This is a genomic window from Nocardioides sp. NPDC057767 (assembly GCF_042798275.1).
Classification (GTDB): Bacteria; Actinomycetota; Actinomycetes; order Propionibacteriales; family Nocardioidaceae; genus Nocardioides.
Genome location: NZ_JBHVKJ010000042.1, coordinates 25,783 through 49,765, shown reverse-complemented (window position 1 = coordinate 49,765; position 23,983 = coordinate 25,783). Strand labels below are relative to the sequence as shown.

Sequence of the window (23,983 nt, the reverse complement as noted above, 5' to 3'; positions counted from 1 at the left end):
GCGGACGCGTCCGCGGGGTGGCCCGAGGGGGCACCGACTGACGTCTCGGCCGACGCGAGTGACGTCTCGGCCGACGTAGGTGACACCTCGATCGACCCCAGTGACGTCTCGGCCGACGTACGTGACGTCTCGGCTGGAGCGGCCGGACGGGGTGGCGAGGCCGGGATGCGGGTGGCGGTGCTGTCGCTGTCGCGCAAGGTGCAGGCGTCCGCGCACCGGATCCAGGAGGAGTCGACGCGGATGGTGGCCAAGTTCCCGGCCGAGCCGGACGTGCTCGAGGCGGGGATGCGGGTCGACCACGCGGCGGCGCAGCAGGCGCGGCTGGCGCAGAGCATCGCCACGCTGTGCGGGGAGCAGCCCGGGCAGCACTGGCGTGACCCGCTGGCGATCGCGGACGTCGTCCGCGGCGCTGCGGGAAGGATCACGGCCTACCGGCGGGTGCGGGTGGAGGGCGACCCTCCGGTGGCGGTCCAGGGCGCGTACGTCGAGCCGCTGATCCATCTCGTCGCCGAGCTGCTCGCCAACGCGACCCAGTCCTCGCCGCCGGCGACCGAGGTACTGGTCACGATCCGTTCCGTACGCCGCGGGGCGGCCCTCGAGATCGACGACGCGGGCGTCGGCATGGACGAGACCAACCTCGCCTGGATGCGCGAGATCGCCTCGGGCACCCGTCAGGTGCGCCTGCACGACCTCGGCGAGATCCCGCAGACCGGCCTCGCGGTCGTCGGCACCTACGTGCGCCGCCACGGCTTCCGGGTCGATCTGACCGAGTCGGTCCACGGCGGCCTGCGGGTCGCCGTGCTCGTTCCCGAGTCGATGACCACCCCGCTGAGCCCCACGGCCGTCGAGCCGGAGCCGCGTACCCCGGCCTCCGCTCCCGCGTCACAGACGCCGGCCTGGCCGGTCTACGCTGCCGCGAAGGCGCCCGATCCCCTTGCCGGCCAGGAGAAGCAGGAACCGTCGCTGTTCACCTCCGACGGGCTGCCCCAGCGCCGCTCGAAGCGCGGCCAGCGCTTCGCGACCGGACAGCAACCGGTGAGCCGGGTCGTCCCACCACGCCCCGAGCCGACCGCCGAGCAGGCGGGCGCGTGGATGAGCAGCTTCCTCAGCACTCCGGCCACGCCCGCTGCCAGCAGGCCCATCCCACACCAGGCCGTCGATCCCAAGGACGGCAGCATCGCCGCGGAGACCGATTCCGCACCCGAGAACCACTGGAGGAACCATGACCGATGAGAACAGCTGGATGCTGGAGCTGGTCGCGGGAGTACGCGGCGTACGTCATGTCGTGGTCCTCTCCGCCGACGGGCTCGTCCGGGTCCGCACGAGCCACACCCCGCGCGAGGAGGCCGACAAGCTGGCCGCGGCGTGCGCCGGGCTGACCTCGCTCGGTCACGGGATCAGCCGTCAGTTCGGCGTCGACGCCCACCCCCGTCAGGTGATGGTCGAGTTCAACGGCGGCTTCCTGTTCATCCGTGGCGCCGGCGACGGATCCCGGCTCGCGGTGGTCACCGAGATGAGCATCGACCCGGCGCTGGTCGCCCAGCAGATGCAGGCGACCGTCCTGATGATCGGGGAGCGCGCGATGAGCACCCCGAGACGTTCGATCTGAGCCGATGCCCGACGCGCCTGACGACTACGTCGACCACCCGATCCGGTCCTACGTCCGGACCGGCGGTCGCGTCCGCCCGACCCACCGGCTCACCCCGGCGACGCTCCTGGTCGGCCACACCAGCCCGTCGGCCACCCCTGCATCGGTGGGCCGCCAGGAGCGCGAGGTCCTCTCCCAGTGCCTCGGCGTGATCTCGATGGCGGAGATGGCCGTCCATCTCGGCCAGCCGGTCAGCGTGCTCGCGGTGATCGCCTCGGACATGATCGACGCCGGCCTGATCGGCGTGCGCCCCGACAGCGACACCGCCGCCGGCCCCTCCCGCGAAACCCTCCAGAAGGTGCTGCATGCTCTCAACCACCTCTGACAACCACTACCTGGCACCGACGGTCGTCGAGTCGGTCAAGATCCTCGTGGTCGGCTCCTTCGGGGTCGGCAAGACCACCCTGATCGGCTCGGTCAGCGAGATCGAGCCGCTCAGCACCGAGGAGTCGATCACCCAGGCCAGCGAGGGGATCGACGAGGTCGAGGCCACACCGGAGAAGTCGACGACCACCGTCGCGATGGACTTCGGCCGGATCACGCTGACCGACGAGATCGCGCTCTACCTGTTCGGCACCCCCGGGCAGCGCCGCTTCTGGGACCTGTGGTCCGGCCTCGCCGAGGGAGCCGCCGGCGCCCTGGTCCTGGTCGACACCCGCCGCGTCGAAGACTCCTTCGAGGTGCTGGACCAGCTCGAGACGCGTACGTCCCTGCCGTTCGTCGTCGCGATCAACCAGTTCCCGGGCGCGCCGAACTACGAGCCCGACCAGATCCGCGCGGCGCTCGACCTCGACGACGAGACCCCGATCGTGGTGTGCAACGCCAAGAACCGCAACGCCTGCGTCCGAGCGCTCGCCGCTCTCGTGCGCCACGCTCTCAAGACCCACTGACCCGCAACCAGACCCAGACGACAGGCCCCGCGATGAGCGCCACCCGCACCGTACGTCTCGCCGACCTCACCGACCTCGTCCAGGCGCCCGACACCGTCGGGCCACGGGCGCGGGAGGTGCACGAGCAGCTCCGGGCCGAGTGGGGTCCGGTGGCTCCGGGCGAGCTCTCCCCCGGCGTACGTCTCTGGTTCGCGATGGGCTACGCCGAGTTCAGCGAGGTCATCCGTAACGAGGAGGTCTTCTCCCGCAACGGCGACACCTGGAGCGCGGTGCAGGAGGGCAAGATCCTGCCGGACATGCCGATCTACCCCTTCGTGACGACCCGACAGAACTCCTTCCACAACGACGGCGAGCTGCGCCGGCGGCTGCGCTCACCGGTCGACCGTGCCCTCTCCCGGGTCGACGAGCACGGCTACGCCGCGCAGGTACGCGGCATCTGCAACGACCTCGTCGACGACATGCTCGAGCGCGGCGAGGCCGACCTGGTCCAGGACTACGCCGTCCTGATCCCGCTCCTCTCGGTCGCCGCGATGTTCGGCATGGGCCCGGAGGTCGGCGACTCGATGCGCAAGGCCGCGCACAAGGTCCTCGGGGGCGGGCAGCTCGCCCAGGAGGGCGTCATCGAGCTCGCCGTCGAGATCGTGGACCACATCGCCAGGCGCCGGATGGATCCTCGCGACGACCTCACCTCGCACCTCATCGACGACCCCGGTCTGTGGGACGACAACGAGGTCATGGAGGCGATGATCGTGATGATCATCGCCGGCAACGAGCTGACCATCGCGACGATCACCCAGACGCTCCTGCTGATGCTCTCCGACGAGCGCTTCGCGGGCCGCCTGCGCGGCGGTCGCCTCGGCGTCGACCAGGCGATCGAGGAGGTGATGTGGCGCGACCCGCCCTGCTACAACATCACCCCGCGCTTCGCGCTGCGCGACGTCGAGCTCGGCGGTCAGCTGATCCGCAAGGGCGACGCGGTGGTGCCGTGCATCGCCGCGGCCAACCTCGACCCGCTGATGACCGGCGGCGACCCGTGGGTCGAGATCGGCAACCGGGCCCACATGTCGTGGAGCGCCGGCCCGCACTCCTGCCCCGCCCAGCGGCCCGGCACGATCATCGTCCAGGCAGCCGTACGCACCGTGCTGGAGCGCCTTCCCGAGGTCTCCCTCGCGGTGCCGGCCGACCAGGTCGAGCGCAACACCGACTCGCTCTCCTACCGCTACCCGACCTCGATGCCGGTGACGTTCGTCCGCACCCTCGCCTGATGCCGACTCGGCCTCAGGCGAGCGAGACCAGGTCGGCGTACTCCTCGTTCCACAGGTCCTCGACGCCGTCGGGGAGGATGAGCACCTTGTCGGGCTCCAACGCGTGCACGGCGCCCTCGTCGTGGGTGACCAGCACGATCGCGCCCTCGTAGCGGCGGATCGCGTTGAGCACCTCCTCACGGGAGGCCGGGTCGAGGTTGTTGGTGGGCTCGTCGAGCAGGAGCACGTTGGCCGCGGAGACGACCAGGGAGGCCAGCGCCAGCCGGGTCTTCTCCCCGCCGGAGAGCACCCCGGCGGGCTTGTGCACGTCGTCACCGGTGAAGAGGAACGCACCCAGCACGGTGCGGGCCTCGGTGTCGGTGAGCTGAGGCGCCGCGGACTGCATGTTCTCCAGCACCGACCGCTTGGTGTCGAGCGTCTCGTGCTCCTGGGCGTAGTAGCCGACCTTGAGGCCATGACCGGGCACCACGCGACCGGTGTCGGGCTCGTCGACCCCGGCCAGGATGCGCAGCATCGTGGTCTTCCCGGCGCCGTTGAGCCCGAGGATGACCACCCGGGTCCCCCGGTCGATCGCCAGATCGACGGCCGTGAAGACCTCGAGGGCGCCGTAGGACTTCGACAGGTCGTTGGCGGTGAGCGGGGTCTTGCCGGACGGCGCGGGCGAGGGGAACTTGATCGCCGCGACCTTCTCCTGCTGACGCTCGCCCTCGACGCCCTCCATCAGCTTCTCGGCGCGCTTGAGCATCTGCTGGGCCGCGGTCGCCTTGGTGGCCTTGGCCCGCATCTTGTTGGCCTGGTCGGTGAGCGTCTTGGCCTTGTTCTGCGCGTTCATCAGCTCGCGCTTGCGCCGGGCCTCGTCGGTCTCCCGCTGGGTCAGGTACTGCTTCCACGGCATGTTGTAGATGTCGATCACCTCGCGGTTGGCGTCGAGGTGGAAGACCTTGTTGACCGTCTGGGCGAGCAGGTCGTTGTCGTGGGAGATCACGATGAAGCCGCCCTTGTAGGACTTCATCCAGTCGCGCAGCCAGATGATCGAGTCGGCGTCGAGGTGGTTGGTCGGCTCGTCGAGGATCAGCACCTCGGCGCTGGAGAACAGGATCCGCGCGAGCTCCACCCGGCGGCGCTGACCACCGGAGAGCGTCTTGAGGGGCTGGGTCATGATCCGGTCGGGGATGCCCAGCGACTGGGCGATCTGCAGGGCCTCGGTCTCGGCCGCGTAGCCACCGCCCGCGTCGAGCTCGTCGTGAGCGCGCTGGTAGCGCTTCATCGCCTTCTCGCGCAGGTTCGGATCCTCGGAGCCCATCTCCTCCTCGGCGATGCGCATGCGGCGTACGGCATCGTCGAGCCCGCGCGCGGACAGGATGCGGTCCTTGGCGATCACCTCGGGGTCGCCGACCCGCGGGTCCTGGGGCAGGTAGCCGATCTCGCCGGTGTTGGACACCGTTCCGGAGGCAGGCAGATGGTCGCCGGCGAGCACCTTCGTCAGGGTCGTCTTCCCAGCGCCGTTACGGCCCACGAGCCCGACCTTGTCGCCGGGTCCGACTCGGAAAGTGACGTTCTCCATCAAAAGTCTGGCGCCGACGCGGACTTCTAGGTCATGGGCAGTGATCATCGCAGTCGTGGTCTGTCTCGTGAGGGGCTCGGTGCTAGGCGTGTTCAGGGTGTATGGCTCGCAAGGCGGCGACGCGACGGCATACCGGGCTGTCTTCCGAGCGGCGCCAACGCAGCGAGGCGTGCGCCATGGGCGCGCGTAGCGCGCAGCCCCTCACGAGACAGACCACTAGTGTATGGGCGGGGCACTCGGCTCCACACATCAGCACCTCCAGGGGGACAAGATGCGGTTCAACCCGAAGGCCAGACTCGACACCAGCCGGACCTCCGGCGGCGGTGGCGGTGGCGGGTTCGGTGGCGGGGGTGCCAGGATCCCGATTCCCGGAGGCAAGGCCGGCGGTGGCATCGGCACGGTCATCGTGCTGCTGGTCTTCTTCCTCATCACCCAGTGCACCGGCGTCGGCCCGCAGGTGCTCGGCGACGGCGGCTCGACCTCGGTCGGCACCGGCACCTTCGGCGGGCTCGAGGCGGCCGAGGGCGGCGACACCGGCGACTTCGGGTCCTGCCGGACCGGCGAGGACGCCAACACCGACGAGAACTGCGCCTTCGTGGCTCTGGAGAACTCGATGACGGGCTACTGGGACTCCCAGCCCGACCTCACCTCCCGGTTCCGCCCCGAGCAGTCCGTGGTGATCTTCGCCGACCAGGTCCAGACCGGCGGCTGCGGCGCGGCCTCGAGCTCCGTCGGCCCGTTCTACTGCCCGGCCGACGAGACCATCTACCTCGACCCGACGTTCTTCGACTCGATCTTCGAGCAGCTCGGTGGTCAGGACACCACCTTCGTACGCGCCTACGTGCTCGCCCACGAGTACGGCCACCACATCCAGAACCTGCTCGGCACCATGGGCCAGGTCCGCACCCAGCAGGGCCCCGACTCCGACGCGGTCCGCCTGGAGCTCCAGGCCGACTGCTACGCCGGCATGTGGACGGCCGCCGCCGAGAACGACGGATTCGTCGAAGACATCACCGACCAGGACATCACCGAGGGCATCGATGCCGCCAAGACCGTCGGCGACGACCACATCCAGTCCCGGACCACCGGCCGCGTGGACACCTCGCAGTACACCCACGGCTCCTCCGAGCAGCGGATCGCGTGGTTCCGGAAGGGCATGACCACGCCCGACTCGATCGCCGGGTGCGACACGTTCAAGGCGCGGGATCTCGACAGGCCGTAGGCCCCGCCCTCACATCTCGAGCAGCGCCTCCACCAGCGGCGCCTGCTTCTGCAGCGTACGCAGATGGGGTGCGACCGCCGGGTGACGGAACTTCGCGAGCAGCGGACCCTCGCCCGGCGTGACCCTGCTCAGCGCCCACTCGGCGCGGCTGAGCGCGGTGTAGACCGCGCTGATCCGGGCGCCGAGGGTCACCTCGTCGCGGGTCGCGATGCCGGGCGGCAGCCCGAGGACGTACGCCTCCAGCAACGGTTCGAACGACTCCCGGGCGTGCAGCAGGTAGAGCCCGAGATCTCCACCGACGGGGCCGCGACCGAGGCTCGACCAGTCGATCGCGACCAACCGCTCGCCGTCGTCGGTGCGGCCGAGGAGGTTCTGGGGCGCGGGGTCGCCGTGCTGGGCGACCTGGGGAAGCTCGTCGAGGAGGTCGGTGAAGCGACCGCGCCGCTCCCAGAGGGTGTGGGCGATGTCCGCAGCGGTCGTACGCATCATGGTCGGCCAGCCGCCGTTGTACTCCACCCGGGCCATCCGGTCACGGAACTGGTCACGCGCCAGCCAGCGCACCTCGCCGAGGTCCGCGCCGGCGAAGCGTCCCATCGAGAGCGCCGCGAAGAGGCCGGAGTTGGCGGCGTCCTCGACCCATTCGGTGGTCAGGGTGACGCCCTCGTCGTCCTCGGCCACGCTCGTGCGGGCGCAGATCATGCCCGGGGTGTCGTCGACCAGCCCCGAGACCGCGACGTCGGCCGCGCGGCGCCAATAGGCGAAGTGCCGGCGGCGACTCAGCTCGACCGGGTCGTACGTCCCCGGGCGACCGACCCGCTTGACCACGACCGGCTCCTCGCCCACGGCGGTGCGCCAGACCCCCAGTGTGGAGGGTCCGGTGCCTCCGGGGAGGAGGTGCCACCCGGGGTCGGGCTGCCACATGCTTGCCAAAGTAGCGCATCCTCGCAGGTCGTGACCGCATTCACCGCCGGGATGCCACGACGGCGTGATCGGGCCGATATCGTTGAGCCGATGTCCGAGACTGACTACTGCGAGCTGTGTGACCTGCCGAAGTCACAGTGCATCCACGGCCGGCCCCCGGCCCCGCCCGCTCCGGCCCCGGTGAAGAAACCGGCGACCCGGGTGCGCAAGACCACGACGAGCTCGACGGCCTCCGCCCCGAAGGTCGTCACCAAGTCCGCTCCCCGCAAGTGGACCCCACCGGCCGCCTTCGCGCCGCTCATCCTCGAGATCCTCGAGACGGCCGGCGGCTCGATGACCGCCGACGCCGTGCTCGACGAGCTCGAGACCCAGCTGGCCGACCAGCTCCTGCCCGGCGATTTCGAGACCACCCCGGAGGGCGAGCTCCGCTGGCGCTACGCCGCCCGACGCGCCCGCCAGACGCTCCTGAGCGACGGCTCGATGACCAAGGGTTCACCGGGAGTCTGGCAGCTCCCCTGACGCCGAGGCGTCAGGAGTCGGCGTTGAGGACCTCGATCCGCACCTTCTGGGCGTCCTCGATCGCCTGATCGAGCACCGCTCGGTTGGGGTCCTGCACGGCCAGCCACGGTCCCGTCACGGTCATCGACGCCAGCCGCCGGTCCCCGAGCACGTCGTCGACGCCCCCGTGGTCGCCGCCGGTGACGAGCGGGCCGCTCAGCCCGTCGAGGATCCGGGCGGCGTGGTCCGCGGCTGCCTCGTAGGCCGCACTCGCCTGGTTCGCCCGGCGCCTGGCGAAGCGCTGCTGGCTCCAGCCACCGGCCTTGGTCTTTCCCTGGACGTGGCGGCGGCCGATCTTGTGGTCGGCGATCTCGGCGCCACTCATCCGGGCGATCGCGAAGCCGCCCTTGCGCACCAGCAGGATGCCCCACTCCCGCGGAGCAGCCGAGGCGGCGACGAACGCCTCGACCTCGGCCGGACCGGCGTACGTCTTCTCGAACGGGAGCGCCGCGATGAAGGAGGACCCGTCGGCCGCGGTACCGGTCAGTGCCCCGGAGCCGACCGCGAGCCGGGTCTCGCCGTGGCGGGCCGCGAAGTTGTCGACCCAGCGCTGGATCCGAGCGACCGGGACGGCGACGTTGGGCATGGCCGTACGCTACCGGCCCAGGTCGCGCACCAAGCGCTCCGGTGCGATCTGCCGGTAGGCGTCCTCGCAGATCTCGGCGACCTCAGCCCAGTCGACGTCACCGTCGAGCCGCATCCCGACCCAGCCGCGGCCACCGACATAGGCAGGCACGAAGAAGCGCTCGGGATCATCGCCCACGACCTCGTCCTGCACGCCGGGCGCCGCGGCCGCCCACAGATGCGGCTCGTCACGCCCGTGGTGCCCGCGCGGCCAGAGCATCACGAACTGCTTCGTCACGAAGAACCCGGGCGCACCGTGCGTGACCCGCTCGGCGCTCTCCGGGAACCCGAGGCAGATCGCCCGGACCCGGTCGGTCAGCTCCTGCGGTGTCATCCGGCTCGGTTCACTCGGGCTTCGGCCAGATGAGCTCGAAGCGCTCGAGGACGACCGGCATGTCCTCGGCGAAGCCGCGGTCGTGGCCGGCCTCCTCGGAGAAGAAGGTCCGGTGGACCTCGCGCCAGTGCTCCAGGGTGCCGTCACCCTCACCTTCGGCGCGGGCGTGCTCTTCGGAGACCTCGTCGAACGGCACCACGTCCACGGCGGTCGTCACGACCAGGGCCCGCGGGTGGCCGGCGCCGTCGAGGACGATGCCGAGCGTGCCGACGGTCGGGATCGGCTCCTCGGCGGCCTCGTAGTCCCACATCGCCGAGGCGGTCGCGGTCTTGACGCCCTCGAGAACGAGCTCGAGCAGCTCGTTGGACTGCTCGGGCGTGCCTCCGAAGGCCCAGGCCGGCGGCTGCAGCGCCTCCAGCGGCGAGGCACCGAAGTAGCCCGGCGCGGCGCTCAGGTGGGCGTGGTGCTTCACGTCCTCCCAGAACGCGGCGATGTCGGCCTCCTGCTGGGAGTCGAAGGCAGGGGCATCAGGCGCGGGGGTCGCGGCGTCGTCGCTCATAGGCGCCACTCAACCACAAGTTGTGGTCAGCCGTGCCGGGACTCGGCCGACGTACGCGGCGCGGTCGACCGGGCCGTGATCAGACGAGCCTCGACGCGCCAGCCGAGCCCCGCGTAGAGGGCCTCCCCCATCTCGCTGGCGACCAGGAGCCCGTGGACCGCACCGGCCTCCCGGGCGGCCGTGACGAGCAGGCTCATCACCGCGCCGCCCAGCCCGCGGCGCCGGTGGCCGGGGTCGGTCTGGATGCGGTCGGCGACGGCGTCGGTGCCGATGATCGCGATCCGTCCGCCGGCCGCCGCCACGTCGGCATCGTCGTCGGAGCGCACCGTCACGGCGATGACGCCGCCGTCGCGCTCCACCTCGACGCGGTAGCCCTCGGGAAGCTTGCGCAACGCGTGGTCGGCGAGACCGATCGACATCAACGCCTCCTCCGCCTCGCCGGCCACCAGCCCACCCTCGGCGAACCACGGACGTACGCTCCCGGGCGAGTCGGTCACCACCGACAGCCACGCCTCGGGTGTGGCCCGGACCGTGTCGACGAGCCCGGCGAGCGTGTCCGCGTCGTCGGTCGTCACCCACTCGACCCTCCGCTCCGGCTCCCCCACCTCGATGCGTACGCCCCCGGGCACCGCCGCAGGCCGCGGGAAGCCCCGCGCGTAGGCCCACCCCCGCGCCCATCGCGAGACCAGGTCGGGAAGGTCGGCGTTCTGGGCCGCGAGGGCGAGTGCGGCCTGCCGGCCGCGATACCACTCCCCCAGCACCGTCGCGACGAGCACGGCGACGGCCAGCCCGAACGCCAGCGGATCCAGCGTGATCAGCCCGATCACCGCGATCCCCACCGCGGCGATGTACCCGAACCAGATCCGAGGAGCTTCCACGTCCGCGGAGCCTACCCGGCCGGGGCTACCGGGTCGGGCCGACTCGCTCCCGCAGCGTCCCCACCCCCGGTCCGTCCAGATCCGCCAGCGCGACCGACCGGCCGGAGAGCGCCATCGCCAGCGCCTCACTCGGGCCGGTGACCTCCGCTCCCTCGCCCCAGGACCAGTCCTGATCGCTCGCGCGCAGCGCGAGCCCGTCGAGCCGTCCGGCCGGCACCACGCCGAGCGACGCCTGCTTGGTCGGCAGCCAGTCGAGCACGGCACGCCAGTCCTCGAGCGCGACATCGGTGTCGAGGCCGAGCGGCCGGGCGCAGTCGCGCAGGTGGATGCAGTGGTCGGTGAACTGCCCCATCGGACCGACCCCGGGCGCCGGCACCCGCTTGCCCGCGTACGTCCGCAGCAGCCCGGTCAGCTCGGCAACCGGCCGCCGCGCCTGCTCCTCGGCTATCGCCGAGGAGGCCCGGTCGATGGAGCCACCGGCCAGCAACGTACGCCACAGCAGCCGTCCGATCCCGACCGAGAACGGCATCGCGCTGTGGCCCAGCACCTCCCGGACCGTCCAGGCCGAGCACAGGCTCTGCGTCTCCAGCTGGGACTCATCGAGGCCGTCGAAGAAGTCGGCGAGCAGGCGGCGGTTGGCTGCGGTGCGGGCGGCTACGTCCATGCCTCAACCCTGCCAAACAAACCAGTGGCCGCGCAGGGATCCCGTCAGTAGCGTTGAGGTCATGCGCGAGTGCATCAACACCTACGACATCCTGGACTGGCCGGTCCAGGGCGTGGAGTTCACGCGCCCGGAGCCGCAGCAGACGTAGGTGCTCATCGCATCCACCGGGCCGCTCCGATCGACGAGGAGCGGCCCTTTCTCATGTTCAGCAACATTCACCAGGAGGTGAACGAGATGGAGATCATCACACTCTTCGGAGAGGGATTCAGCACCAAGACCTATGAGCTGACGCTGAAGCACCCGACGCCCCGGACCGACGAGTGGGCCTGCGTGGGCGAGGACCCGGAGCTCTTTCACCCCGAGGATCTCACCCAGCTCGCCGAGGCGCAGGAGGTCTGCGCGGGCTGCCCGATGCGGCAGACCTGCCTCGCCCTCGGCATCGACCGGCGGGAGTGGGGTGTCTGGGGCGGTGTCCTCCTGGAGAGCGGCAGACCCCGAGACACCCCCAGAACACCCGGCAGGAAGCCCTACAAGCGCAGCCAGGACGCGATCGCGAAGGCCCGAAGCGTCGCATGAAAAGCGACGTGGGAGTCCCGAGGTCACCCAGTGACCCCAGGACTCCCACGTCGGGGCGAACCCTCAGACGTTGAACCCGAGAGCGCGCAGCATCTCCCGGCCGTCGGGGGTGATCTTGTCAGGGCCCCACGGCGGCATCCAGACCCAGTTGATGTGCACGTCGTTGACCAGGCCCTCCAGCGCGGTGGCGGTCTGGTCCTGGATGACGTCGGTCAGCGGGCAGGCGGCCGAGGTCAGCGTCATGTCGATGACGACGTTGGAGTGGTCCTCGATGTGCAGGCCGTAGATCAGGCCCAGGTCGACGACGTTGATGCCGAGCTCGGGGTCGACGACGTCCTTCATCGCCTCCTCGACGTCCTCGATCTTCAGGCTCGCGCCCTCGACCGTGGACGTACGCATCCCCTGCCACTCCGGGGCCTCGTGACCGTGACCATGGCCGTGACCCGAGTGGTCGTGACCGGCGTGGTCGTGACCGGCGTGGTCGTGACCGGCGTGGTCGTGACCCGCGTGATGGTCGTGTGTGCTGTGGTCCGTCTCAGTCATCACTTCTCCTCGGCGTTAGCCAGGTCGTTGGTGGCCTGCGCTGTGGCGTCTTTCCACGCCATCCACGACAGCAGCGCGCACTTGATCCGGGCGGGGAACTTGGCGACGCCGGCAAAGGCGATGCCGTCCTCCAGAATGTCCTCGTCGGGTTCCACCTGGCCCTTGCCCTGCATCAAGCGCAGGAACTCCTCGTGGACGGCCATCGCCTCATCCACGCTCTTGCCGACGACCAGGTCGTTGAGCACCGAGGCGGAGGCCTGCGAGATGGAGCAGCCGAGGGCGTCGTAGGAGATGTCCTCGATCTTGCCGCCGTCGACGTGGACGCGCAGGGTGATCTCGTCACCGCAGGTCGGGTTGACGTGGTGAACCTCGGCTTCGAAGGGGTCGCGAAGACCCTTCCCGTGCGGGTTCTTGTAGTGGTCCAGGATGATCTCCTGGTACATCGCTTCCAGATTCGCGGCCGTCATCACTGGTCCAACTTGAAGAACGTGCGTACGTATTCCAGCCCCTCGACCAGCGCGTCGATCTCGGCGGGCGTGGTGTAGAGGTAGGACGACATCCGGTTGGAGGCCTGCACGCCGAACCGCTGGTGGGCAGGCTTGGCGCAGTGGTGCCCGGCGCGGATGGCGACGCCCTTTGAGTCGAGCACCTGGGCGACGTCGTGCGGGTGCACACCATCGAGCTCGAACGCGATCGCACCGCCGCGCTGGGCGGCGTCGGCCGGGCCGAGCACGGTCACACCCGGCACACTCGCGAGACGCTCCAGCGCGTAGGCCGTGATCGCCTGCTCGTGGGCGTGGATGTTCTCCATGCCGACGTGCATGAGGTATTCCAGCGCGGCGCCGAGACCGATGGCCTCCGCGATCGGCGGGGTGCCGGCCTCGAACTTGTGCGGGATCGGTGCGTAGGTCGACTTCTCCATCGTCACCGTCGCGATCATCTCGCCACCGCCCAGGAACGGCGGCAGTGCCTCGAGGGCGGCACGCCGACCCCACAGGACGCCGATGCCGGTCGGGCCGACCACCTTGTGACCGGTGAAGACCAGGAAGTCGGGACGCTCCTCCTCCGCCATCGACGTCAGGTCGATCGGCAGCACCGGGGCGGCCTGGGCCGCGTCCACGACGACGAGTGCACCGACCTCGTGGGCCTTCCGGGCGATCTCGGCGACCGGGTTGACGGTGCCGAGCATGTTGGAGACCCAGGTCAGCGTCACGATCTTGGTCGCGGGCGTGATCAGCTCGTCGATGTTCGCGAGGTCCAGGTGGCCGTCGTCGGTGAGCCCGAACCACTTCAACGTCGCACCCGCGCGCTGCGTGGCCAGCTGCCACGGAACGATGTTGGAGTGGTGCTCCATCTCGGTGGTCACGACCACGTCGCCGGCGGTCAGCGGGACCGTGTTGGCGACCAGGTTGAGCGCCTCGGAGGCGTTCTTGGTGAAGATCACCTCGTCGCGCTCGGGCGCACCGAGGAAGCGCGCGACGATGTCACGCGCCCCCTCGAACGCCTCGGTGGCCTCCGCGCCCAGGTGGTGCATCGCCCGAGCGATGTTGGCGTTGTGCCGCTCCAGGTGGTCGACCATGGTGTCGATCACGATCTGCGGCTTCTGCGAGGTGTTGGCGCTGTCGAGGTAGACCAGCGGGGTCTCGCCGCCGTCGAAGGTGCGCTCCAGGATCGGGAAGTCCTTGCGGACCAGATCCAGGTCGGGCAGCAGACCCTTCATGTCAGACCCCTGCCGTGACGTACTTCTCGTAGCCGTTGGCCTCCAGCTCCTCGGCGAGCTCGGGGCCACCCGACTCCGCGATCCGGCCGGCGACGAAGACGTGCACCTGGTCGGGCTTCACGTAGCGCAGGATGCGGGTGTAGTGGGTGATCAGCAGGACCGACTTGGCCTCACGGGCGCGGAAGTCGTTGATGCCCTCGGAGACCACCTTGAGCGCGTCGATGTCGAGGCCGGAGTCGATCTCGTCGAGCAGCGCGAAGGCCGGGTCGAGGATGTCGAGCTGGGCGATCTCGTGACGCTTCTTCTCACCGCCGGAGAAGCCCTCGTTCACCGAACGCTGGGAGAAGGACGGGTCCAGGTGCATCTTGTTCATCGCACCGTTGACGTCCTTGACCCACGTACGCAGCTTGGGGGCCTCGCCGTCCAGCGCCGTCTTCGCGGTGCGCAGGAAGTTGGCGACGCTCACGCCGGGGACCTCGACCGGGTACTGCATCGCGAGGAAGAGGCCGGCCTTGGCACGCTCGTCGACCGACATCTCCAGGACGTCCTCACCGTCGAGGGTGACGGTGCCGCCGGTGATCGTGTACTTCGGGTGGCCGGCGATCGAGTAGGCAAGGGTCGACTTGCCCGAGCCGTTGGGGCCCATGATCGCGTGGGTCTCGCCGGAGTTGATGGTCAGCGTGACGCCCTTGAGGATCTCCTTGGGACCGTCCTCGGTCTCGACCGAGACCTGCAGGTCCTTGATCTCCAGCGTGCTCATGCGTTGTCCTTCGTGATCAGGGTGTTGATGTTCTTGGCGAGCTCGGCCTCGACCGTGCCGGTCAGCTTCTCCTCGAGCTCGGGGACGCCGATCTGGCGGATCAGGTCGTTGAAGAAGCCGTGCACGACCAGGCGCTTGGCCTCGGTCTCGGAGATGCCGCGGCTCTGCAGGTAGAAGAGCTGCTCGTCGTCGAAGCGGCCGATCGCCGACGCGTGACCCGCGCCCTCGATCTCGCCGGTCTCGATCTCCAGGTTGGGCACGGAGTCGGCCCAGGCACCGTCGGTGAGGATGAGGTTGCGGTTCTCCTCGTAGGTCTCGATGCCCTCGGCCTCCTTGCGGATCAGCACGTTGCCGATCCAGACCGCGTGGGCCTTCTCGCCCTGCAGCGCGCCCTTGTAGACCACGTTGGACTTGGTCTTCGGAGCGGTGTGGTCGACGAAGAGACGGTGCTCGATGTGCTGGCCGGCGTCCGCGAAGTAGAGGCCGAGCGACTCCACGGAGCCGCCGGGGCCGGCGTACTCCGCCGAGAAGTCGTGGCGCACCACGTCGCCACCGAAGCTCACCGAGACGTGCTTGAGGTTGGCGTCGCGGCCGACCTTGGCGTGCTGGGTGGAGAGGTGGACGGCGTCGTCGGCCCAGTCCTGGACCGAGACCACGGTGAGGTCGGCGCCGTCCTCGACGACGATCTCGATGTTGTCGGCGACGACGGCGGAGCCCTCGAAGACCAGCACGACGGTCGCCTTGGCGAACTTCTCCGCGACGATCACTGCGTGACCGGCGCCGGCCGTCTCCGAGCCGGTGCCGTGGTGACGGATCACGGTCGCACCCTCGATGACGGTGTCGGTCGGGATCCGCACGACGGTCGCACCGGTGCTGGCCGCCCAGGCCCGCGCCGAGACCCGGTCGGTCGGGACCAGACCCGAGGAGCCGCGTACGGCATCGTCGGCCGCGACGGTCTCGACGGTCACGCCGGCGGCCGCCTCGACCTCCACCTTGGTCGCACCGTCGGCGAACGGGGCGTCGTCGTGGATGTCGTGGAGACGCTTGAGCGGAGTGAACCGCCAGATCTCCTCGCGACCCTTCGGCACCTCGTGGGCCTCGACGTCGAACGATCCCTCCGGGTGGAGGTGGCTCTCGACCTTGTTCATCTCGAGAGCGTCAGCTACTGCCGTCATCAGCCGACGGCTCCTTCCATCTGCAGTTCGATCAGGCGGTTGAGCTCGAGGGCGTACTCCATCGGGAGCTCCTTGGCGATCGGCTCGACGAAGCCGCGCACGATCATCGCCATCGCCTCGTCCTCGGCCATGCCGCGGGACATCAGGTAGAACAGCTGGTCGTCGGAGACCTTCGAGACCGACGCCTCGTGGCCCATCGACACGTCGTCCTCACGGATGTCGACGTAGGGGTAGGTGTCCGAGCGCGAGATCTGGTCGACCAGAAGCGCGTCGCACAGCACGTTGGACTTGGAGCCGTGGGCGCCCTCGTTGACCTGGATCAGGCCGCGGTAGGAGGTGCGGCCACCACCACGGGCCACCGACTTCGAGAGGATGCTCGAGGAGGTGTTGGGGGCGGCGTGAACCATCTTGGCGCCCGCGTCCTGGTGCTGGCCCTCGCCGGCGAACGCGATCGAGAGGGTCTCGCCCTTGGCGTGCTCACCCATCAGGTAGACCGCCGGGTACTTCATGGTCACCTTGGAGCCGATGTTGCCGTCGACCCACTCCATGGTCGCGCCCTCCTCGCAGACGGCGCGCTTGGTGACCAGGTTGTAGACGTTGTTCGACCAGTTCTGGATGGTCGTGTAGCGAACCCGGGCGTTCTTCTTCACGATGATCTCGACGACCGCGGAGTGCAGCGAGTCGGACTGGTAGATCGGCGCGGTGCAGCCCTCGACGTAGTGAACGTAGGAGTCCTCGTCGGCGATGATCAGGGTGCGCTCGAACTGGCCCATGTTCTCGGTGTTGATCCGGAAGTAGGCCTGCAGCGGGATGTCGACGTGGACACCCTTGGGCACGTAGATGAAGGAGCCACCCGACCACACCGCGGTGTTCAGCGCGGCGAACTTGTTGTCGCCGACCGGGATCACCGTGCCGAAGTACTCCTGGAAGATCTCCGGGTGCTCCTTGAGCGCGGTGTCGGTGTCGAGGAAGAGCACGCCCTGCTGCTCCAGGTCCTCACGGATCTGGTGGTAGACGACCTCGGACTCGTACTGAGCCGCGACACCGGCGACCAGGCGCTGCTTCTCCGCCTCCGGGATGCCGAGCTTGTCGTAGGTGTTCTTGATGTCCTCGGGCAGGTCCTCCCAGCTGGTGGCCTGCTTCTCGGTGGACCGCACGAAGTACTTGATGTTGTCGAAGTCGATGTCCGAGAGGTCCGAGCCCCAGGTGGGCATCGGCTTGCGGCCGAAGAGCTTCAGGCCCTTCAGGCGCAGGTCGAGCATCCACTGCGGCTCCGACTTCTTGCCGGAGATGTCGCGCACGACGGCGTCGTTGAGACCACGCTGCGCGGCGGCACCGGCGACGTCGGGGTCGGCCCAGCCGAACTCGTACTTCCCGATGCCCTTCAGCTCGGGGTTGAGCTCCTCGATGGAGGTCATGTCGTGACCTGCTCCTTCTTCTTCGAAACTTCACCGGACCCGGAGGACCCGGGAGGGATGTGCGTCGTGCAGACACCGTCACCGTGGGCGATGGTGGCCAAGCGTTGTACGTGGGTGCCGAGCAGCTTCGCGATCGCCTCCGTCTCCGCCTCGCAGAGCTCGGGGAACTCCTGGGCGACGTGGGCGACCGGGCAGTGCTGCTGACACAGCTGCTCACCCGCGTCATGGCCGTTGATCAACGGCAGCTCCCTGACGGAAGCCGCGTAGCCGTTGGCCGTGAACACGTTCGCGAGCACCTGCGCGGGACTGAGGTCCGTCTCGCCTGCGGCGATCCGGTCCAGCCCCTCCTTGATGAACGACGCGCGGCGCTCCGCGAATTCCCGCACCGCCTCCTCGCCGGCCACCTCGGAGAGGAACCGCAGCGCCTCCACGGCCAGATCGTCGTACTTCTTCTCGAAGCCGTCCCGACCCTGGTCGGTGAGCGCGAAGAGCTTGGCCGGGCGACCCCGCCCGCGCGTGGACGCGGTGCGCGGCTGACGCTGCTCCACCGCCTCCTCCTCGGCCAGGGCATCCAGGTGGCGCCTGACCGCGGCCGGGGTGAGGTCGAGCCTCTTGGCCAGCGTCGCAGCGGTCTGCGGACCGTCGACGAGCAGCGATCGAGCGACCCGCTGGCGGGTGCTCTCCTCGCTGGTCTCTGCGGGCTGCAGAGTGGTCTCGTCGAATTTCACAACACCATTGTGACGTTATTCCCCGACGCGATTCAACGAAGGCAACCCTTACTTGCCCACGGGGCAGCGAGAACGTGTCGTACGTCACCACCGCATCCCGATCAGCCCGTCGGCATCCCGTCGAAGGTCGGGGAGGCCAGGGCCGCGACGCCGACGTAGACGGTGTCGGGCGGTAGCCAGCGGGTGCCGCGGTCGGAGCGCAGGACCGCGCGACCGCGTTCGAGGTCGAAGATGCCGACCCGGATGCGGCCGCCGGAACGCACGACCGCCACCTCACCGCGCCTGGGCCGGCGCGAGTTGATCATCAGGTCGGACCCGGGCGGCAGGCCGCGGGAGGTGAGATGCGCGCCGACGAGACGGTGGATCTGCGGCCCGCCTTCCAGCGCAGGTGCAGGTGATCGCTTCGCAGGCGCCGACGCCGCTCGAGGAGCGACGTCGAACGGCAGCGGTACGTCGGACCGAGATGCACCGCCAGTCGATCTCATGTTCGAAAGCGTACCGGTCGGCGGCGGCACACGGAACCACTCGAGCGCCGGTCGTAGAGACTGTGGCCCATGACCATCAACGACCCCACCGACTGGGAGACCGCCTACGTCCGTGGCACGACCGGCTGGGACCTCGGCGCTCCCCTGGCCTACATCGAGGAGGACGCGGCGCTGCTCGGCGAGCCCGGCACCGCCTTCGCTCCCGGCGCCGGCCGAGGGCACGATGCCGCAGGGTTGGCGGCTGCCGGATGGCGAACGACGGTCGTCGACCTCTCACCCACGGCGGCCGCCCACGCGGCGGAGCACTACCCGGACCTCACCTACGTGGTCGGCGACGCACTCGACGTCGACGTCGTCCTGGACGCGACCGGCGGACCGGTCGACCTGATGTGGGACCACACCTTCTTCTGCGCACTGCCGCCCGCCTGGCGCGGCCGCGTCGGTGAGCTGGCTCGCGCGGTCGTGCGCCCCGGCGGTCGGGTCGCGTCGGGGATCTTCCCCATCGACCGTCCGAGCGATGAGGCCGGCCCGCCGTGGACGTACGTCCCCGAGGACATGACCCGCGCTCTCGGCCCCGACTTCGACCTGGTCCACCTCTCCGAGCCGCGCCGGCTGAACTCGCGCCTGCCGTGGGGCCATCGCCTGGGGATCTGGGAACGTTCCCGAGGGTTGTGAAGCTGAGAGTGACCCATGGGCCACTCCCAGCTTCCGGCCCGCGCCGTGGGACGCGGAGCAGCAGGAGGCCTCGTTGCCGAGCCCGCGGACGACGTAGGAGCCGGTGCCCATCGACCCCGGGATCAGGCCGAACTCGTCGGACTTCGCCGAGATCGCGCCCTTGCGGGTGACCACCAGGTCGACGCCGTCATAGGTCTCCCGGGCGACGTAGTTGTGGTGAGCGTTGACCTCCTGGCCCCACACGACCTCGGGGAAGAAGCGCGCGAAGACGCCCTTGACCGTGGCCATCATGATCCGCCGGTTGAGCTTGGACTGCTCGACGGAGATGGGTCTGTCGGCTTCACCGCCCGAGGCGAACCATTCGTGAGCATGGTGACAGCGAGCCCCGCCATCGCTTCATACGTGTGCAGAGCCATCTTCAGGACGTGCGGCGTCGAACGAACCGCCCGCCCGAACACGCGGGACGGGGTCTTCAACATCATGGGCCTGAACGTTGCAGCAGCCCGCCTCGCCGCTTGGGCGTGGTACTCCGCGGATGTGCTCGCGCTCGAGCGAAAGAGAAGGGCGGCTTCCGCGGTTGCCGCCTGGCGGCCTCCGCCCGAGAAGGCGGGCCGGTACGGAGCCACACGGAAGCGATGGACCACCGAAGAAGATCAAGTGGTCCTCGCCCGCGGTCAAGCTGAGGCCGTACGCCTGCTCGGGCGGAGTGTCTCCAGCGTCTCTGCCCGCAAGTGGCGATTGACTAAAGCCGACTGACACGAGCCACTGCCGCACGCTCAGGCCAATCGGGCGGGGAAGCCGCCGGTGGCGACCGGGCCCCAGCGATTCGGGGTGATCCTGAGGAGGGACTTGCCCTGGTCGACCATGGCCTGGCGGTACTCGTCCCAGTCGGAGTGCTCACCTGAGATGTTGCGGAAGTAGGTGACGAAGGCATCCAATGCCTCCTCCCCCGCGGCGGCGTCGAGCACCTCGGCCGCGCCGTCGACCTGGACCCAGGCGTCGTTCCACTCATCGGAGAGGACCATGACGCTGACCTGCGGGCGGATGCGGGCGTTGCGGGTCTTGGCCCGCTCGGGATAGGTCGCGATCACGATCCGGCCGTCGTCGTCGACGCCGCCGGTGACCGGCGAGAGCTGCGGGGACCCGTCTGCCCGGCTGGTCACCAGGATCATCTGGTGGCGGGGGCGTACGAACTCCAGGAGCCCCTCGAGATCAACGGTCGTGTTCGTCGCGATCGTGCGTGCCATGGTCCCCAGCCTGCCAGGTGAACCCGTCCGGGTCGGTGAAGGCCTCGCCGCCACCGCCCAGGACGATCCCGTACGCAGCATCCGGGTCGAGCGCGACGCCGGTCTCCTTCTCCAGCGCGTGCCGGGGGTAGATCGCGAGCTGGACGGCCCCGGGCGCGGCCTCGAACTCGGCGTACTTGCCGCCGAAGCTCCGCTTCACGCCCAGCCCGCGCTCGGCGTAGAACCGCTTGCTGGCCTTGACGTCGGCGACGCCGAGGAGCAGGACGATGTCGTCGATCTCGCGGGTGGCGGGGCCGCGGTCCTTCTTGGCGGAGGTCGCGACCTTCCAGATCGAGCCGTCGGGCGCCTGGACGATGCCGCCGTAGCCCCAGAACGACTTCTCGACCGGCTTGAGGGAGGTGGCCCCGGCGGCGAGCGCGGAGTCGACGAGGCTGTCGACCGTCGAGGGCTGGCCGACGACCAGCGAGACCGTGAACGGCCGGCCGGTGCCGGTGCCCGGGCCCTGGCGTACGGAGATCTGGTCGGTGAGCCCGAAGGCCTTCTCGTAGAACGCGCGGGCGTCCGTGGTGTCAGTGGCGTCGAGGGTGATGGTCTGAAGAGTGAACATGTCTCGACCCTAGAAATCCGGGGGCCTGTGGGGCTTCTCGATTCCTGACCGCTTGTTTGTTGATCTCCCGAGCAGAAATTGTGTCTGTGACACCGCGTCATGGCCCCGGGGGCATCGCGTCTCATCCTCGCGTTGGCCGTCCTTCGGTGGGAGTTGGGCGGCCAACGTCCTTATAGACAGTTAAGAATCCACGGGATCACAGCTACGCGATTGGGCCCCTGGCGTGCGCCTTCTTAGACTGCCGCCGTGGAATCTTCCGTCGCCAGGCCTGCTGTCGAGGTACGCGACCTGCGCATGACCTACGGCGACAAGACGGCCGTCGACGGGCTCACGCTGAGCGTCGCCGAGGGCTCGATCACGGCCGTGCTCGGCCCGAACGGCGCCGGGAAGACGACCACCCTGGAGACATGCGAGGGCTATCGCCGGCCCCAGCAGGGGACCGTGCGCGTGCTCGGGCTCGACCCGATCGCCGACCGCAAGCAGCTGCTCCCCCGGATCGGGGTGATGCTGCAGGGGCAGGGCGCCTGGAGCGGCGTACGCGCCATGGAGATGTTGCGCCACATCGCGCGGCTCCACGCACACCCGCTCGACGTCGACTCCCTGGCCGAGCGGCTGGGTCTGGGTGAGTGCGGCCGCACCCCCTACCGCCGGCTCTCCGGCGGACAGCAGCAGCGGCTCGGGCTGGCGATGGCCCTGGTCGGCCGGCCGGAGCTGGTGTTCGTGGACGAGCCGACCGCGGGGATGGACCCGCAGGGGCGGCGTACGACCTGGGAGCTGCTGCGCGAGCTGCGCGCCGACGGCGTCACCGTCGTGCTGACGACGCACTACCTGGAGGAGGCCGAGGAGCTGGCCGACCAGGTGCACATCATCGACCGCGGGCGGATGATCGCGTCGGGCACTCCCCTGGAGCTCACCCGCGGCGGTGCGACCGCGACCGTACGGCTGGTAGTCACCAAGCCGTTCCCGCCCGGTGCCCGGGAGTCGCTGCGCAAGGCGCTCGGCGAGGACACCGAGGTCACCCTGCTCGACGAGCGCTCGATGCGGGTCACCGGCAAGGCCGACCCGACCACGCTCGCCAAGGTGAGCCGCTGGTGCGAGGAGAACGACGTCCTCCCGGAGTCGCTGACGCTGGGTCGCCGGAGCCTCGAGGACGTCTTCCTCGATCTCACCGGAGGGCTACTCACCGAGGGGGTCGAGCATGTCTGAGGCGGCCACGGGGACCTTCACCCCCAAGCCCGGCGGCGCCCCGATCACCCGGCAGGTGGTCGCCCAGGCGCTGATGGAGGCGAAGCTGATGCTCCGCAACGGCGAGCAGCTCCTGCTCGCCGTGGTGATCCCGGTGATGGTGCTCATCGGCGGCGTCACCGCCGGCAACGCGATCGAGCTCGACCTCGGCACCGACCGCGCCCTGGTCGACCTCCTGACCCCGGGCGTCCTGGCGCTGGCGATCATGTCGACCTCCTTCACGAGCCTTGCGATCGCGACCGGGTTCGAGCGGCGCTACGGCGTGATCAAGCGGCTCGGCGCCTCCCCGCTCCCCCGGATCGGCCTGCTCGCCGGCAAGGTGCTCGCGCTCGGCTGCGTACAGCTCGTGCAGCTCTTCGTCATCGGCGGCGTCGGCCAGATCCTCGGCTGGACCCCGGCCGCGGGCTTCGGCACCGTGCTCGCCTTCTTCCTCGCCATTGCGATGGGCACCCTGGCCTTCGCCTCGCTCGGGCTCTTCGTCGCCGGCGTGCTGCGCGCCGAGGCGACCCTGGCCGCGGCCAACCTGATCTACCTGCTCCTCCTCGCCGGCGGGGCCGTGGTGCTGCCGCTGACCGCCTACGGCGCCTACGGAGACGTTGCTCGCTGGCTGCCCTCGGGCGCGCTGGGAGAGGCGGTACGCACCGCCTTCCTCGACGGCGCACCGGCCTGGCGGGACCTCGGCGTGCTCCTGATCTGGGCCCTTCTCGGCTCCACCCTCACAGCTAGGACGTTCAAGTGGGAATGACCACCACCGAACCCTCCACCGAACCTGGCCCCTCGGCCAAGGACAAGGTCCTCGGCTGGCTGCGCGCCCACGCGTTCGGTCTGGCGATCGCCAACCTGGTCGCCAACATCGGGATCGTGGTGACCGGTGCGGTGGTCAGGCTGACCGGCTCCGGCCTCGGCTGCCCGACCTGGCCCAAGTGCACCGAGGAGTCCTACGTGGCTCACGAGGCGCTCGGGATCAACGGGGTCATCGAGTTCGGCAACCGGCTGCTGACCTACGTCCTGGCCGCGATCGCCATCACCGTCGTCATCGCCGTCTGGAACCGCCGGGGTGTCATCCGCAACCTGGCGGTCATCATCGCCTTCGGCGTCCCGTTCCAGGGCGTGATCGGCGGGATCACCGTGCTCACCGACCTCAACCCGTACGTCGTCGCCCTCCACCTGCTGCTCTCGATGGCGATGGTCGGACTGTGCGTATGGCTGCTCGACGAGATCCGCTCGCCGGTTCGCGACGCCGCACCGCGGACGGTCCGGATCTCGGCTGTGGTCACCCTCGCCGTCGGCTGGCTCTCGCTCTGGCTCGGCACCGTCGTGACCGGCTCCGGCCCCCACTCCGGCGACCTCGAGTCCCGGCGTACCGGCCTCGACCCGGCGCTGATGTCCCACATCCACGCCTACGCCGTCTACGCGCTCATCACCGCGACCCTGGTCACGCTGTGGCTCGGCCGGAAGAACGCCTACGTCCGCCGGGTCACGATCGTCCTGCTGGTCATCGAGCTGGCTCAGGGCCTGATCGGCTGGGTCCAGTACCTCACCGACCTCCCGGTCGTCCTGGTCGGCTTCCACATGCTCGGCGCCGCCCTCATCTCCGCCGGTCTCGCCCGCGTCCTGGTCTCCACCCGCGCCCACGCCGCCTGACTCGTCGAGGCCGCGGGCCTTCGTTCCGAGACC

Annotated in this window: 29 protein-coding genes and 1 pseudogene; 12 read left to right on the top strand and 18 right to left on the bottom strand. The window is 69.7% G+C overall.

What is annotated here, in order from left to right; all coding sequences use genetic code 11:
* From ACFVDI_RS20560 to ACFVDI_RS20540, 5 genes are all read left to right on the top strand, one after another.
* Positions 1-1,233: ATP-binding protein (locus ACFVDI_RS20560; protein ID WP_378909258.1), on the top strand; the 1,233-nt coding region annotated here is incomplete at its 5' end.
* Positions 1,223-1,609, top strand: coding sequence for a roadblock/LC7 domain-containing protein (locus ACFVDI_RS20555; RefSeq protein WP_008357073.1), 387 nt, complete (start codon positions 1,223-1,225; stop codon positions 1,607-1,609). The genes ACFVDI_RS20560 and ACFVDI_RS20555, both read left to right, overlap by 11 nt.
* 4 nt (positions 1,610-1,613) lie before the next feature.
* Entirely contained in the window at positions 1,614-1,973 is a 360-nt protein-coding gene (locus tag ACFVDI_RS20550; RefSeq protein ID WP_378909254.1) for a DUF742 domain-containing protein, read from the top strand.
* Positions 1,954-2,538 (top strand): ATP/GTP-binding protein, encoded by a 585-nt coding sequence (locus ACFVDI_RS20545; protein ID WP_378909253.1) that lies wholly within the window; start codon positions 1,954-1,956, stop codon positions 2,536-2,538. The genes ACFVDI_RS20550 and ACFVDI_RS20545 overlap by 20 nt, the downstream gene beginning before the upstream one ends.
* A gap of 32 nt (positions 2,539-2,570) precedes the next feature.
* On the top strand, positions 2,571-3,803 hold the full coding sequence (locus ACFVDI_RS20540) for a hypothetical protein (RefSeq protein ID WP_378909252.1): 1,233 nt from the start codon (positions 2,571-2,573) through the stop codon (positions 3,801-3,803).
* A 13-nt stretch (positions 3,804-3,816) separates the two neighbouring features.
* On the opposite strand, the gene ACFVDI_RS20535 is transcribed toward ACFVDI_RS20540, so the two are convergent.
* Positions 3,817-5,415 (bottom strand): ABC-F family ATP-binding cassette domain-containing protein, encoded by a 1,599-nt coding sequence (locus ACFVDI_RS20535; RefSeq protein WP_378909249.1) that lies wholly within the window; start codon positions 5,413-5,415, stop codon positions 3,817-3,819.
* Positions 5,416-5,638: 223 nt separating this feature from the next.
* Here ACFVDI_RS20535 and ACFVDI_RS20530 point away from each other — a divergent pair, with 223 nt between their 5' ends.
* Positions 5,639-6,589, top strand: coding sequence for a neutral zinc metallopeptidase (locus ACFVDI_RS20530; protein ID WP_378909246.1), 951 nt, complete (start codon positions 5,639-5,641; stop codon positions 6,587-6,589).
* A 9-nt stretch (positions 6,590-6,598) separates the two neighbouring features.
* On the opposite strand, the gene ACFVDI_RS20525 is transcribed toward ACFVDI_RS20530, so the two are convergent.
* Positions 6,599-7,510, bottom strand: a complete 912-nt coding sequence (locus ACFVDI_RS20525) for a phosphotransferase (RefSeq protein ID WP_378909243.1) — start codon at positions 7,508-7,510, stop codon at positions 6,599-6,601.
* A 90-nt stretch (positions 7,511-7,600) separates the two neighbouring features.
* Here ACFVDI_RS20525 and ACFVDI_RS20520 point away from each other — a divergent pair, with 90 nt between their 5' ends.
* Positions 7,601-8,029: a hypothetical protein gene (locus ACFVDI_RS20520; protein WP_378909241.1), complete on the top strand. Its 429-nt coding sequence runs from the start codon at positions 7,601-7,603 to the stop codon at positions 8,027-8,029.
* 10 nt (positions 8,030-8,039) lie between these two features.
* On the opposite strand, the gene ACFVDI_RS20515 is transcribed toward ACFVDI_RS20520, so the two are convergent.
* Genes ACFVDI_RS20515 through ACFVDI_RS20495 form a run of 5 tightly spaced genes read right to left on the bottom strand, consistent with a single transcriptional unit; the run spans position 8,040 to position 11,127 of the window.
* Entirely contained in the window at positions 8,040-8,654 is a 615-nt protein-coding gene (locus ACFVDI_RS20515) for an acVLRF1 family peptidyl-tRNA hydrolase (protein WP_378909238.1), read from the bottom strand.
* Positions 8,655-8,663: 9 nt separating this feature from the next.
* Positions 8,664-9,026, bottom strand: a complete 363-nt coding sequence (locus ACFVDI_RS20510) for an MmcQ/YjbR family DNA-binding protein (protein WP_378909235.1) — start codon at positions 9,024-9,026, stop codon at positions 8,664-8,666.
* Between the two features lie 10 nt (positions 9,027-9,036).
* Positions 9,037-9,585: an ASCH domain-containing protein gene (locus ACFVDI_RS20505; protein ID WP_378909232.1), complete on the bottom strand. Its 549-nt coding sequence runs from the start codon at positions 9,583-9,585 to the stop codon at positions 9,037-9,039.
* Positions 9,586-9,611: 26 nt separating this feature from the next.
* Positions 9,612-10,463, bottom strand: a complete 852-nt coding sequence (locus ACFVDI_RS20500; RefSeq protein ID WP_378909228.1) for a GNAT family N-acetyltransferase — start codon at positions 10,461-10,463, stop codon at positions 9,612-9,614.
* 25 nt (positions 10,464-10,488) lie between these two features.
* The gene (locus ACFVDI_RS20495) at positions 10,489-11,127 is read right to left on the bottom strand and encodes a maleylpyruvate isomerase family mycothiol-dependent enzyme (RefSeq protein WP_378909226.1); all 639 of its coding nucleotides are present in this window, start codon (positions 11,125-11,127) and stop codon (positions 10,489-10,491) included.
* Positions 11,128-11,361: 234 nt separating this feature from the next.
* On the opposite strand from ACFVDI_RS20495, the gene ACFVDI_RS20490 reads away from it, so the two are divergent.
* The gene (locus ACFVDI_RS20490) at positions 11,362-11,703 is read left to right on the top strand and encodes a WhiB family transcriptional regulator (RefSeq protein WP_378909223.1); all 342 of its coding nucleotides are present in this window, start codon (positions 11,362-11,364) and stop codon (positions 11,701-11,703) included.
* 63 nt (positions 11,704-11,766) lie between these two features.
* Here ACFVDI_RS20490 and ACFVDI_RS20485 read toward each other — a convergent pair whose 3' ends face one another.
* The 8 genes from ACFVDI_RS20485 to ACFVDI_RS20450 form a co-directional block, all read right to left on the bottom strand.
* Positions 11,767-12,102, bottom strand: coding sequence for a metal-sulfur cluster assembly factor (locus tag ACFVDI_RS20485; protein ID WP_050800687.1), 336 nt, complete (start codon positions 12,100-12,102; stop codon positions 11,767-11,769).
* 143 nt (positions 12,103-12,245) lie between these two features.
* The gene (gene sufU / locus ACFVDI_RS20480) at positions 12,246-12,713 is read right to left on the bottom strand and encodes a Fe-S cluster assembly sulfur transfer protein SufU (protein ID WP_378909219.1); all 468 of its coding nucleotides are present in this window, start codon (positions 12,711-12,713) and stop codon (positions 12,246-12,248) included.
* Positions 12,713-13,966: an aminotransferase class V-fold PLP-dependent enzyme gene (locus ACFVDI_RS20475; RefSeq protein WP_378909215.1), complete on the bottom strand. Its 1,254-nt coding sequence runs from the start codon at positions 13,964-13,966 to the stop codon at positions 12,713-12,715. The genes sufU and ACFVDI_RS20475 overlap by 1 nt, the downstream gene beginning before the upstream one ends.
* 1 nt (position 13,967) lies before the next feature.
* The gene (gene sufC / locus ACFVDI_RS20470; RefSeq protein WP_328530081.1) at positions 13,968-14,726 is read right to left on the bottom strand and encodes a Fe-S cluster assembly ATPase SufC; all 759 of its coding nucleotides are present in this window, start codon (positions 14,724-14,726) and stop codon (positions 13,968-13,970) included.
* Entirely contained in the window at positions 14,723-15,901 is a 1,179-nt protein-coding gene (gene sufD, locus ACFVDI_RS20465) for a Fe-S cluster assembly protein SufD (RefSeq protein WP_378909211.1), read from the bottom strand. The genes sufC and sufD overlap by 4 nt, the downstream gene beginning before the upstream one ends.
* Positions 15,901-17,319 carry a Fe-S cluster assembly protein SufB gene (sufB, locus tag ACFVDI_RS20460; protein ID WP_378909209.1) on the bottom strand — a complete coding sequence of 473 codons (1,419 nt, stop codon included), beginning with the start codon at positions 17,317-17,319 and terminating at the stop codon, positions 15,901-15,903. Before sufB ends, sufD begins: the two co-directional genes overlap by 1 nt.
* Positions 17,316-18,047 carry a helix-turn-helix transcriptional regulator gene (locus tag ACFVDI_RS20455; protein WP_378909205.1) on the bottom strand — a complete coding sequence of 244 codons (732 nt, stop codon included), beginning with the start codon at positions 18,045-18,047 and terminating at the stop codon, positions 17,316-17,318. Before ACFVDI_RS20455 ends, sufB begins: the two co-directional genes overlap by 4 nt.
* A 101-nt stretch (positions 18,048-18,148) precedes the next feature.
* On the bottom strand, positions 18,149-18,532 hold the full coding sequence (locus ACFVDI_RS20450; protein ID WP_378909201.1) for a hypothetical protein: 384 nt from the start codon (positions 18,530-18,532) through the stop codon (positions 18,149-18,151).
* A 69-nt stretch (positions 18,533-18,601) separates the two neighbouring features.
* Here ACFVDI_RS20450 and ACFVDI_RS20445 point away from each other — a divergent pair, with 69 nt between their 5' ends.
* Positions 18,602-19,207 (top strand): methyltransferase domain-containing protein, encoded by a 606-nt coding sequence (locus ACFVDI_RS20445; RefSeq protein WP_378909198.1) that lies wholly within the window; start codon positions 18,602-18,604, stop codon positions 19,205-19,207.
* 84 nt (positions 19,208-19,291) lie between these two features.
* Here ACFVDI_RS20445 and ACFVDI_RS20440 read toward each other — a convergent pair.
* The 3 genes and pseudogenes from ACFVDI_RS20440 to ACFVDI_RS20430 form a co-directional block, all read right to left on the bottom strand.
* Positions 19,292-19,495: pseudogene (locus ACFVDI_RS20440) on the bottom strand (RtcB family protein); the annotation flags it as partial.
* A gap of 488 nt (positions 19,496-19,983) precedes the next feature.
* A complete protein-coding gene (locus ACFVDI_RS20435; protein ID WP_378909194.1) occupies positions 19,984-20,454 on the bottom strand; it encodes a PPOX class F420-dependent oxidoreductase in 471 nt (156 codons plus the stop codon).
* Complete coding sequence (locus tag ACFVDI_RS20430; protein WP_378909189.1) at positions 20,420-21,061, bottom strand: glyoxalase; 642 nt, start codon at positions 21,059-21,061, stop codon at positions 20,420-20,422. Before ACFVDI_RS20430 ends, ACFVDI_RS20435 begins: the two co-directional genes overlap by 35 nt.
* 294 nt (positions 21,062-21,355) lie before the next feature.
* On the opposite strand from ACFVDI_RS20430, the gene ACFVDI_RS20425 reads away from it, so the two are divergent.
* From ACFVDI_RS20425 to ACFVDI_RS20415, 3 genes are read left to right on the top strand one after another with little or no spacing between them, the layout of a single operon-like run.
* Entirely contained in the window at positions 21,356-22,267 is a 912-nt protein-coding gene (locus ACFVDI_RS20425) for an ABC transporter ATP-binding protein (RefSeq protein WP_378909261.1), read from the top strand.
* A complete protein-coding gene (locus ACFVDI_RS20420) occupies positions 22,260-23,051 on the top strand; it encodes an ABC transporter permease (RefSeq protein WP_378909186.1) in 792 nt (263 codons plus the stop codon). The genes ACFVDI_RS20425 and ACFVDI_RS20420 overlap by 8 nt, the downstream gene beginning before the upstream one ends.
* Entirely contained in the window at positions 23,048-23,950 is a 903-nt protein-coding gene (locus ACFVDI_RS20415) for a heme A synthase (RefSeq protein WP_378909183.1), read from the top strand. The genes ACFVDI_RS20420 and ACFVDI_RS20415 overlap by 4 nt, the downstream gene beginning before the upstream one ends.
* Positions 23,951-23,983: the final 33 nt, after the last annotated feature.

Excerpts from the sequence above, each read along its gene's own strand:
- ACFVDI_RS20520 (WP_378909241.1), top strand. The coding sequence starts at position 7,601 with ATGTCCGAGACTGACTACTGCGAGCTGTGTGACCTGCCGAAGTCACAG.
- ACFVDI_RS20495 (WP_378909226.1), bottom strand. The coding sequence starts at position 11,127 with ATGGACGTAGCCGCCCGCACCGCAGCCAACCGCCGCCTGCTCGCCGAC.
- sufC (WP_328530081.1), bottom strand. The coding sequence starts at position 14,726 with ATGAGCACGCTGGAGATCAAGGACCTGCAGGTCTCGGTCGAGACCGAG.
- ACFVDI_RS20450 (WP_378909201.1), bottom strand. The coding sequence starts at position 18,532 with ATGAGATCGACTGGCGGTGCATCTCGGTCCGACGTACCGCTGCCGTTC.
- sufB (WP_378909209.1), bottom strand. The coding sequence starts at position 17,319 with ATGACCTCCATCGAGGAGCTCAACCCCGAGCTGAAGGGCATCGGGAAG.
- sufD (WP_378909211.1), bottom strand. The coding sequence starts at position 15,901 with ATGACGGCAGTAGCTGACGCTCTCGAGATGAACAAGGTCGAGAGCCAC.
- sufU (WP_378909219.1), bottom strand. The coding sequence starts at position 12,713 with ATGACGGCCGCGAATCTGGAAGCGATGTACCAGGAGATCATCCTGGAC.
- ACFVDI_RS20525 (WP_378909243.1), bottom strand. The coding sequence starts at position 7,510 with ATGTGGCAGCCCGACCCCGGGTGGCACCTCCTCCCCGGAGGCACCGGA.
- ACFVDI_RS20415 (WP_378909183.1), top strand. The coding sequence starts at position 23,048 with ATGACCACCACCGAACCCTCCACCGAACCTGGCCCCTCGGCCAAGGAC.
- ACFVDI_RS20475 (WP_378909215.1), bottom strand. The coding sequence starts at position 13,966 with ATGAAGGGTCTGCTGCCCGACCTGGATCTGGTCCGCAAGGACTTCCCG.
- ACFVDI_RS20505 (WP_378909232.1), bottom strand. The coding sequence starts at position 9,585 with ATGAGCGACGACGCCGCGACCCCCGCGCCTGATGCCCCTGCCTTCGAC.
- ACFVDI_RS20445 (WP_378909198.1), top strand. The coding sequence starts at position 18,602 with ATGACCATCAACGACCCCACCGACTGGGAGACCGCCTACGTCCGTGGC.
- ACFVDI_RS20540 (WP_378909252.1), top strand. The coding sequence starts at position 2,571 with ATGAGCGCCACCCGCACCGTACGTCTCGCCGACCTCACCGACCTCGTC.
- ACFVDI_RS20430 (WP_378909189.1), bottom strand. The coding sequence starts at position 21,061 with ATGTTCACTCTTCAGACCATCACCCTCGACGCCACTGACACCACGGAC.
- ACFVDI_RS20420 (WP_378909186.1), top strand. The coding sequence starts at position 22,260 with ATGTCTGAGGCGGCCACGGGGACCTTCACCCCCAAGCCCGGCGGCGCC.
- ACFVDI_RS20510 (WP_378909235.1), bottom strand. The coding sequence starts at position 9,026 with ATGACACCGCAGGAGCTGACCGACCGGGTCCGGGCGATCTGCCTCGGG.
- ACFVDI_RS20535 (WP_378909249.1), bottom strand. The coding sequence starts at position 5,415 with ATGATCACTGCCCATGACCTAGAAGTCCGCGTCGGCGCCAGACTTTTG.
- ACFVDI_RS20555 (WP_008357073.1), top strand. The coding sequence starts at position 1,223 with ATGACCGATGAGAACAGCTGGATGCTGGAGCTGGTCGCGGGAGTACGC.
- ACFVDI_RS20530 (WP_378909246.1), top strand. The coding sequence starts at position 5,639 with ATGCGGTTCAACCCGAAGGCCAGACTCGACACCAGCCGGACCTCCGGC.
- ACFVDI_RS20485 (WP_050800687.1), bottom strand. The coding sequence starts at position 12,102 with ATGCGTACGTCCACGGTCGAGGGCGCGAGCCTGAAGATCGAGGACGTC.
- ACFVDI_RS20550 (WP_378909254.1), top strand. The coding sequence starts at position 1,614 with ATGCCCGACGCGCCTGACGACTACGTCGACCACCCGATCCGGTCCTAC.
- ACFVDI_RS20515 (WP_378909238.1), bottom strand. The coding sequence starts at position 8,654 with ATGCCCAACGTCGCCGTCCCGGTCGCTCGGATCCAGCGCTGGGTCGAC.
- ACFVDI_RS20435 (WP_378909194.1), bottom strand. The coding sequence starts at position 20,454 with ATGGCACGCACGATCGCGACGAACACGACCGTTGATCTCGAGGGGCTC.
- ACFVDI_RS20545 (WP_378909253.1), top strand. The coding sequence starts at position 1,954 with ATGCTCTCAACCACCTCTGACAACCACTACCTGGCACCGACGGTCGTC.
- ACFVDI_RS20490 (WP_378909223.1), top strand. The coding sequence starts at position 11,362 with ATGGAGATCATCACACTCTTCGGAGAGGGATTCAGCACCAAGACCTAT.
- ACFVDI_RS20425 (WP_378909261.1), top strand. The coding sequence starts at position 21,356 with ATGACCTACGGCGACAAGACGGCCGTCGACGGGCTCACGCTGAGCGTC.